This is a genomic window from Paraburkholderia sp. EG304 (assembly GCF_046543485.1).
GTDB lineage: Bacteria > Pseudomonadota > Gammaproteobacteria > Burkholderiales > Burkholderiaceae > Paraburkholderia > Paraburkholderia youngii.
This window is the reverse complement of record NZ_JBKGUA010000019.1, coordinates 160,154-167,136: the sequence shown is the minus strand read 5'-3', so window position 1 is coordinate 167,136 and position 6,983 is coordinate 160,154. Positions and strand designations below refer to the sequence as shown.

The following is a 6,983-nucleotide window of genomic DNA, read 5'->3' as shown; positions in this document are numbered from 1 at the left end:
CAACGTCCTGGAGCCGGAACTCGACCAGAACTGACAAGGAAATCTACAATCGACACCGCGCAACGCCCAACCCCGCCGAATCGGTCACGTTCCCGAAATCGGCGGTCACGTTCGCCGAAATCCGCAGCGGACGTCTTCCGCGCGCATGGGCCCGCGTGGCGACAGACCGTACAGCTGAGCCTGGGACAGCTGAAGGTCATGTCGGCGATCGAACAGTGCCGCAGCGCGGCGCTGGGTGGGCACGTGTTGCGCTGTTGTGGCTGCGAACAGATCGAGGTGGCCTACAACTCCTGCCGTAACCGCCATTGTCCGAAGTGCCAAGGGAGCGCCGCGCACCGGTGGCTCGAGGCACGTCAGGCCGATCTGCTACCGGTCGGGTATTACCACGTGGTCTTCACGCTGCCTGCGGCGATCAGCGCGATCGCCTGGTACAACAAGTCGATCATCTACGGGCTGCTGTTCGACGTTGCCGCCGAAACCCTGCGTACCATCGCCGCCGATCCGAAGCATCTGGGCGCGCGGATTGGCGCCACGCTGGTGCTGCATACGTGGGGTTCGGCGCTGACGCACCATCCTCACGTACATGGCATCGTTCCCGGAGGAGGCCTCGCGCCTGACGGTGAACGGTGGGTCGCATGCCGGCCCGGCTTCTTCCTGCCAGTACGTGTGCTCTCGAGGCTGTTCCGGCGGCGCTTCCTGGAAGAACTCACCCATGCCTGTCGCCGGGGCCAGCTACGCTTCTTTGGCGAGTACGCTGCACTTGCCGATCCCGCGGTCTTTACCCGGTGGCTTGCGCCACTGCGCGCCTGCGAATGGGTGGTGTATGCGAAGCGCCCGTTCGCTGGTCCTGAGGCAGTACTCGCGTATCTGTCGCGCTATACGCATCGCGTGGCCATCTCCAACCAGCGCCTCGTCACGTTCGACGAGCGCGGCGTGACCTTCCGCTGGAAGGACTATCGGGCCAGCGGCCGCACACGCCACAAGACGATGACGCTTGCGCCCCAGGAATTCATGCGACGCTTCCTGCTGCATGTGCTGCCCGGGGGCTTCCACCGCATCCGCCATTACGGTCTGCTCGCCAACCCGGTGCGCCGGCAGAACCTGGCGACGATACGCGCGCTGTTGCACGCTCCGGCAACCATTGCCGCCAGTGAAGACGCGTCAGCCCAGACAACGGCACCGACATTTGTCTGCCGGCATTGCGGCGCACCGATGGTCATCGTCGATATCCTGCCGCGTAGCCACCCGATTCGCGCGCCACCTGGTTGCAGAGGTGATGCGTGAACCAGAATGACCAGGTATCTTCAGTCCGACTGTCGGCTCCTCGGCAACGAGCGCCAGCAGGAGACGTTTGTGTGCATCTCGCCAGGCAGAAGTTGCCGCCTGTCGGCAGTCGCGACCAATGCGCTGTGCGACGGCATCGCAACTTCATCGGCATCAGGCCAGCCTCGGCTTCGTCCGAACAACGCGTGATCAGCCGGGCCACGCGATCACTTCAATCCCCATAACCGCCTCGGTACACCCCGCGGTTTCCTCCCTCGAGCGTTGTCCAACGCCTGCCCGCATACGCCGTCGCTTACTCACGCGGCAGCAGACATGGGCAGGCGTCGAACAACGCTTAACGAACAGCGTCCGCCCGAAAGCACACAATCGATCTCCCTTCGTTGAAGAGGAGGTTGATATGGAAACGCTTAATTCTTCAAGTGGCCGGCCGCCGCCGTGGAACAAAGGCAGGCTTACCGGTCAGAAGCCACCATTGAAGCTTCGTGAAATCTGGGCGATCCGCACGAGACTTCAGATGTCGAGCAATGTTCGCGAGCTGGCGTTGTTCAACCTAGCGATCGATAGCAAACTGCGAGCGTGCGATCTGACTAGGCTGCAAGTGCAGGACATTTGCGCGGGAACCCACGTGGTCTCGCGGGCAACTTTCATGCAACAAAAGACGCAACGACCCGTGCAGTTTGAGATCACGGAGCAAACGCGGCAGAGCGTGGAGGCCTGGATCGCTGCGCAACGACTGAAGCCGGCTGACTATCTTTTTCCAAGTCGCCTACATGCGTCGCCGCACTTGTCGACGCGTCAGTACGCCCGCATCGTTCATCGCTGGGTCGCATCAATCGGACTCGATGACGCAGCGTACGGTACACATACGATGCGCCGCACGAAGGCTTCGCTGATCTATCGACGCACCAAAAATCTCCGTGCAGTTCAGTTGTTGTTGGGCCATACGAAGCTCGAGAGTACCGTGCGGTACCTCGGGATTGAAGTCGACGATGCCCTTGAGATGGCAGAGCAAACTGAAGTCTGATTGCCTTGAGGCCGGTGAGCGGACGCTTGCCGGCCATCAAGTGTCGTTCGCTTCTGCCGGTAATCGGACATTTGGGCGACCGCTTTGACACTGGACAACGGCCTTTCGCGCGTTGAACGGCTTAAGCCGACGGCGCATAGCGACCATGGGCGTACCGTGTCGTCGGTGGCGCGCAACGCTGGTGCGAGCAAAGATCGGCTCTAGCTGTGAAGCGTCAGTAGTCCAACTACGATCGGGTCGGGCAACGACCTCGCGAATTCGATGCCGCGCCGAAGCGCCGCGCTCGCAGCGGCGTCGGCGGTTTCAAACTGCGGACTGCAGTCACCCTCATGGAAGAGAGCGGCGGCGGGGTCTGGGTCTTCGACGCCGACGAAGAACTCCGATCGCCACGCATCCCGATCGTATCTTTCTTTCGTCACAACCACATATCGACAGACATTCGCCATGGTCATTGCAGTCTCGGGACATTTTGTCATGGAATAAAAAGGATAAGTACCCATCGTCTGTTATGCAAAGCCAGAACCCCTGTCCGGTTCTGCATGGCCGCCGCGAGACCACCGGTCGATCGCAAGCGGTTGTTCTCTTCGAAAGCGGCTGTTCTGTTCAGAGAGGTTCGACACCATGCTCCGCAGACCGGAAAGAAGCGATACGCCAAGGACCGGTGAGCATGTTGGAAGCCACTGCCTTGACCAGATGGCGTTTTTAAGCCTGAGACCTGATCGCCGCTGATTGTCGCCGACGTTGACCCGGGCCCCGGAGCAGGCGCTAAAATTCAGTCAGTCGGTCATTTTTCCCCACGCTGCGTGGCCAATGAAATTCCGGGGTGCATCATGATCGAATCGTCCGAGTCGCCCGTGGTCGGCCGCGTCCGGCGAGCAGGGGCGCTCATCACAGACGAACTCGCAGGGCGTCCCGCCCGGTCGCCTGACTTTGCAGCGGAAAATAACGCCCTACATCGACTCGCGCAGGCGCTCGCCGCGCCGGACAGTACCGTGCTGCAGGTACTGTCCGAGATCGCCCTTACGCTGTGCGACGCCGGTAGCGCCGGCATCAGCCGGCTCGAAAGCGACGGTGAACACGAACCTGCATTCTGCTGGGCCGCGCTCTCAGGCCGCTGCGCGGAGTTCGTGGGTAAGATGATTTCCCGTGACGACAGCCCCTCCGGGGTCACGCTCGCACTGGGTGCCGCGCAGCTGTTCGCTTTCCCGCAGCGCCACTTCGCCTGTCTGGGGAGCGCGATACCGGAGATCGTTGAGGAACTGGTTGTGCCGATTCCAGGTACCCCTGAGCCGTGGGGCGCGCTGTGGGTGATGTCGCATGATGCAGAGCGCCGCTTCGACGACGAACACCGCCGAATCCTGAGCAGTCTCGCGAATTTCGCCTGTGCGGCGTTGGTTATTACGCGAAACAGGGCGGTCGCAGAAGCTCGCGCCGCGGAAGCCGAGGCGGCGAGGGACGCCCTGGCGAGCGATGAATCACACAAGGACGAATTCATCGCGACCGTGGGTCATGAACTGCGCAATCCCATTGGCCCGATTGACAGCGCGCTTACCGCTGCGCGACAGTTCATCGGCGAGAATCCGCCGGCGCTGGCCGCGCTCGCGGTCGCCGAGCGTCAGGTGCGGCAACTGAAGCGCATCGTGAGCGACCTACTCGACGCATCCCGTATTCGGCATGGCAAGCTATCGGTCCGGCCCTCATACAGTCTGCTTGCGGACATCGTAAAGGACGCACTGGCTGCAGTGAGAGTCGATGCTGACCGGCGCCGCCACCAGTTGCACACGGTCCTTCCACCCTATCCGGTGACCGTGTTTGCCGATCATGCCCGGCTGACCCAGGTCCTCTCGAACGTCTTGTCGAACGCGGTGAAGTACACGCCTGCCGACGGCATGATTACGCTGTCGGTCGAGGCGCCAGACTCCGCGACGATTCCGGAGCACGATTCGACGCCGCGTGAGGCGGTCATCACGGTCCAGGACACCGGCGTCGGCATTGCGCCGGTCCTGCTGCCGCATGTGTTCGACATGTTCACCCAGTCGGCCGCTGCCAGAAAGCGCGCAGAAGGCGGTCTGGGCGTCGGCCTTACCGTCGTGAAGTATCTGGTGAACGCGCACAACGGTGAGATCGCGATTGAAAGCCCGGGGCCTGGTGAGGGTACTGTGGTAACCATCCGGCTACCCATCGTCTGCAGCAGGAGCACGGCCGGGATCACCGTTGCCACACCGCGCGTGATATCGCCCGCTCGCATCCTGCTCGTTGATGACAACGAGGATGCCACCGAGGCGCTCAGCATGCTGCTTGCCCTGGAAGGGCACGAAGTGAAGCAGGCGCTAAGCGGTCCCGAAGCGCTGTCAATCGTTGATTCGTTCACGCCGGACGTGGCGCTGATCGACATCAGTATGCCCGGCATGGATGGCCACGAACTGGCCCGTTTGCTTCGCGAACGCGAACGGTGCGCGCTGACCCGGCTGGTGGCGCTGACAGGCCATACCGCGGCAGCAGGGGTACCCGAGGCGGAGGACGACGGATTCGACTTCCACCTTGTCAAGCCGCTGTCGCTCGAAGACCTCGCGGATGTCCTGCGATCATCCCCGTCGTCCGATCTGACTAGATGAATGGCCGCAGTACCCGGAAAACCGCCATCCCGGCCGCTCGAATTCGATCGGCGGGAACGGGTCGAAATGCGTCTGGCGCGCAACGCACTGTTAGCGCGCTCGATTTCCGCAACGCAACAAAGACGGTCGGCATCAACCGCGAAATACGAATACCCGTTTTTCGATGTGATCGAACTGCTGGTCGTGTTGTCTATGGATGCGTTGATTGTTGTTGAGGCGGAAAATCAGGGGTAGCATCAGAATCAACTGGTCTAGGAAGCCGCGGACCGGGGTCGCATTCGTCCGACTTATTGCGCGCAATTCGAAAGTGGGTTGGCGTTAAGCTGGACAAATCTCTTTTGGCCCACCGAGGGGATTCGTTTTGGTCCGCCACTTGCCCCAAGAACTCGCGCGTTTGCGGCGCATCAGTGCGGTCGAGGCCTTAAAAGCGCTAGCGACCCACGCAAAACTCGATATCACTTTTCAGCCCGTAAAGGCGAAGGGCACTGAACGGTGGCATGCCCGAGTGGGCGATCGAGAGTTTGAACTTCTACTCTGCGGCTCAAAGTTTTTTGACACCCGTACTAACGAAGGCGGCGGCGCTATAGACCTCGCCATGTATCTGTATCGTCTAAATTTCAACCAAGCAATGAGCCTTCTGCGAGACCGGGGACTCTGAATGTTCGTGGCGATACGTTGCAGGGTGTACACCGATACCACTGGCGTCTGCGTAGAAGTTCCCGCCCTCCTAACGCCTGCCGGGGTTCTCGAACCGCTCCTTGACTATTTGATGTCCCGGTACCACGACCGGAGCTTGCAGTGGATGCGAAAGGTAACGCGCTCGGTTCGGATGTTTCTCGAGTACATGCAGACTAACCCGGTGGAGCGTGACACGTACCGCCTGTTCCGGAATTTCGCGCAGAGGCTCTACACGGGGACTTTCGACCGGGAGACTGGTCTCGATCCGACCAACTTGTGCTGGGCACCGCGCTCGGCACAAGATGCGTCGCACATCATCACATACCTCTCTGACTTCTTCGATTGGCTTGGCGAGATGCGGCCCGAGGCGTCCAAGGTGAACCTGCGGTACGCCGGCGGAGCGTTCGACCGGCAGATCGACGAAGCCGCTTACCAGTACCGACGCGGCAAGGCCTTTCTAGGCCACACTTGGGGGGCGACACGGCTTGGCGAGCTTGGACACCGAGTGCGAGGTCGACGCCCGCCAAAGGTCGGGAACAGCCAACCACCGGCCTTTCCTGAGGAACGCTTTGAGGAACTGTTGTTCCGCGGATTCTGTGTGAACGGGCGCTATGACTATCGCGGCATGCTTATCACATTGCTCCTGCACGGCGCGGGTTTCCGCGAGTCGGAGCCGTTCCATCTCTACATCCACGATGTGTTTCCCGATCTCGCCGAACCGCGACAAGCCACGGTTCACATCCACCACCCCAGATATGGCGCTGCGCCTGCCGATTGGCGCGACGAACTAGGAAGGCTACGTAAAGGCAATCGCGCGGAGTACCTCATCCATCAGTTCGGCCTAGTACCTCGTACAGACCTGATGGACCGACGGCACGCCGGTTGGAAAGGGGGTACCCACGACGCGGCGTATTACAAACGGGCGTACTGGTTCCTGCCGGAGTATGGCGAATGGTTTTCGCAATTTTGGCACCGCTATCTGGAACAAGTCGCGCGCGTCGAGCGAGATAGCCCCTTCGCCTTCATCAACCTGCATCGAAGTCCCGTTGGCGCCATGTATACGCTCACCCAATACAACAAAGCGCACGCCGCAGCCTGTAAGCGTGTCGGTCTCGCGGTTAGCAAGTCACTTGGCACAACGCCGCATGGTCACCGGCACGCCTATGGTCGGCGTCTTCGGAAGGCGGGGGTCGATAAGGCTCTCATCCGCCGCTTCATGCATCACGCTTCAATGGAGAGCCAGGAGGTCTATACGCAGGCGAACAACCGAGAGGCTTTGGCGGCGCTGGAAGCAGCCGCGCAGCGATTGCGAGAAAAATATATAGGACCGCAATCAGAGTGGAGACTGGCGCTTTCCAGCAGCGAACTCAACAACTAGGGGA

The 6,983-nt window shown here is 61.0% G+C and carries 6 protein-coding genes; 5 read left to right on the top strand and 1 reads right to left on the bottom strand.

From position 1 onward, the window contains the following. Nucleotides 1–48: 48 nt before the first annotated feature. Together ACLFKU_RS23005 and ACLFKU_RS23000 are read left to right on the top strand one after the other, a co-directional pair. The gene (locus ACLFKU_RS23005; protein ID WP_410850590.1) at nt 49–1,284 is read left to right on the top strand and encodes an IS91 family transposase; all 1,236 of its coding nucleotides are present in this window, start codon (nt 49–51) and stop codon (nt 1,282–1,284) included. A gap of 397 nt (nt 1,285–1,681) precedes the next feature. Further along, the gene (locus ACLFKU_RS23000; RefSeq protein WP_410850587.1) at nt 1,682–2,308 is read left to right on the top strand and encodes a tyrosine-type recombinase/integrase; all 627 of its coding nucleotides are present in this window, start codon (nt 1,682–1,684) and stop codon (nt 2,306–2,308) included. Nucleotides 2,309–2,508: 200 nt separating this feature from the next. Here ACLFKU_RS23000 and ACLFKU_RS22995 read toward each other — a convergent pair whose 3' ends face one another. Next, the gene (locus tag ACLFKU_RS22995) at nt 2,509–2,760 is read right to left on the bottom strand and encodes a hypothetical protein (protein WP_410850586.1); all 252 of its coding nucleotides are present in this window, start codon (nt 2,758–2,760) and stop codon (nt 2,509–2,511) included. Nucleotides 2,761–3,138: 378 nt separating this feature from the next. On the opposite strand from ACLFKU_RS22995, the gene ACLFKU_RS22990 reads away from it, so the two are divergent. The 3 genes from ACLFKU_RS22990 to gmtY all read left to right on the top strand — a co-directional run bounded on the left by ACLFKU_RS22990 (nt 3,139) and on the right by gmtY (nt 6,979). Beyond that, on the top strand, nt 3,139–4,923 hold the full coding sequence (locus tag ACLFKU_RS22990) for an ATP-binding protein (RefSeq protein ID WP_410850585.1): 1,785 nt from the start codon (nt 3,139–3,141) through the stop codon (nt 4,921–4,923). After that, the gene (locus tag ACLFKU_RS22985; RefSeq protein WP_410850584.1) at nt 4,924–5,157 is read left to right on the top strand and encodes a hypothetical protein; all 234 of its coding nucleotides are present in this window, start codon (nt 4,924–4,926) and stop codon (nt 5,155–5,157) included. It begins immediately after the preceding gene. A gap of 424 nt (nt 5,158–5,581) precedes the next feature. Then, nucleotides 5,582–6,979: a gamma-mobile-trio recombinase GmtY gene (gene gmtY, locus ACLFKU_RS22980; protein ID WP_410850583.1), complete on the top strand. Its 1,398-nt coding sequence runs from the start codon at nt 5,582–5,584 to the stop codon at nt 6,977–6,979. The last annotated feature ends 4 nt before the right edge of the window (nt 6,980–6,983 follow it).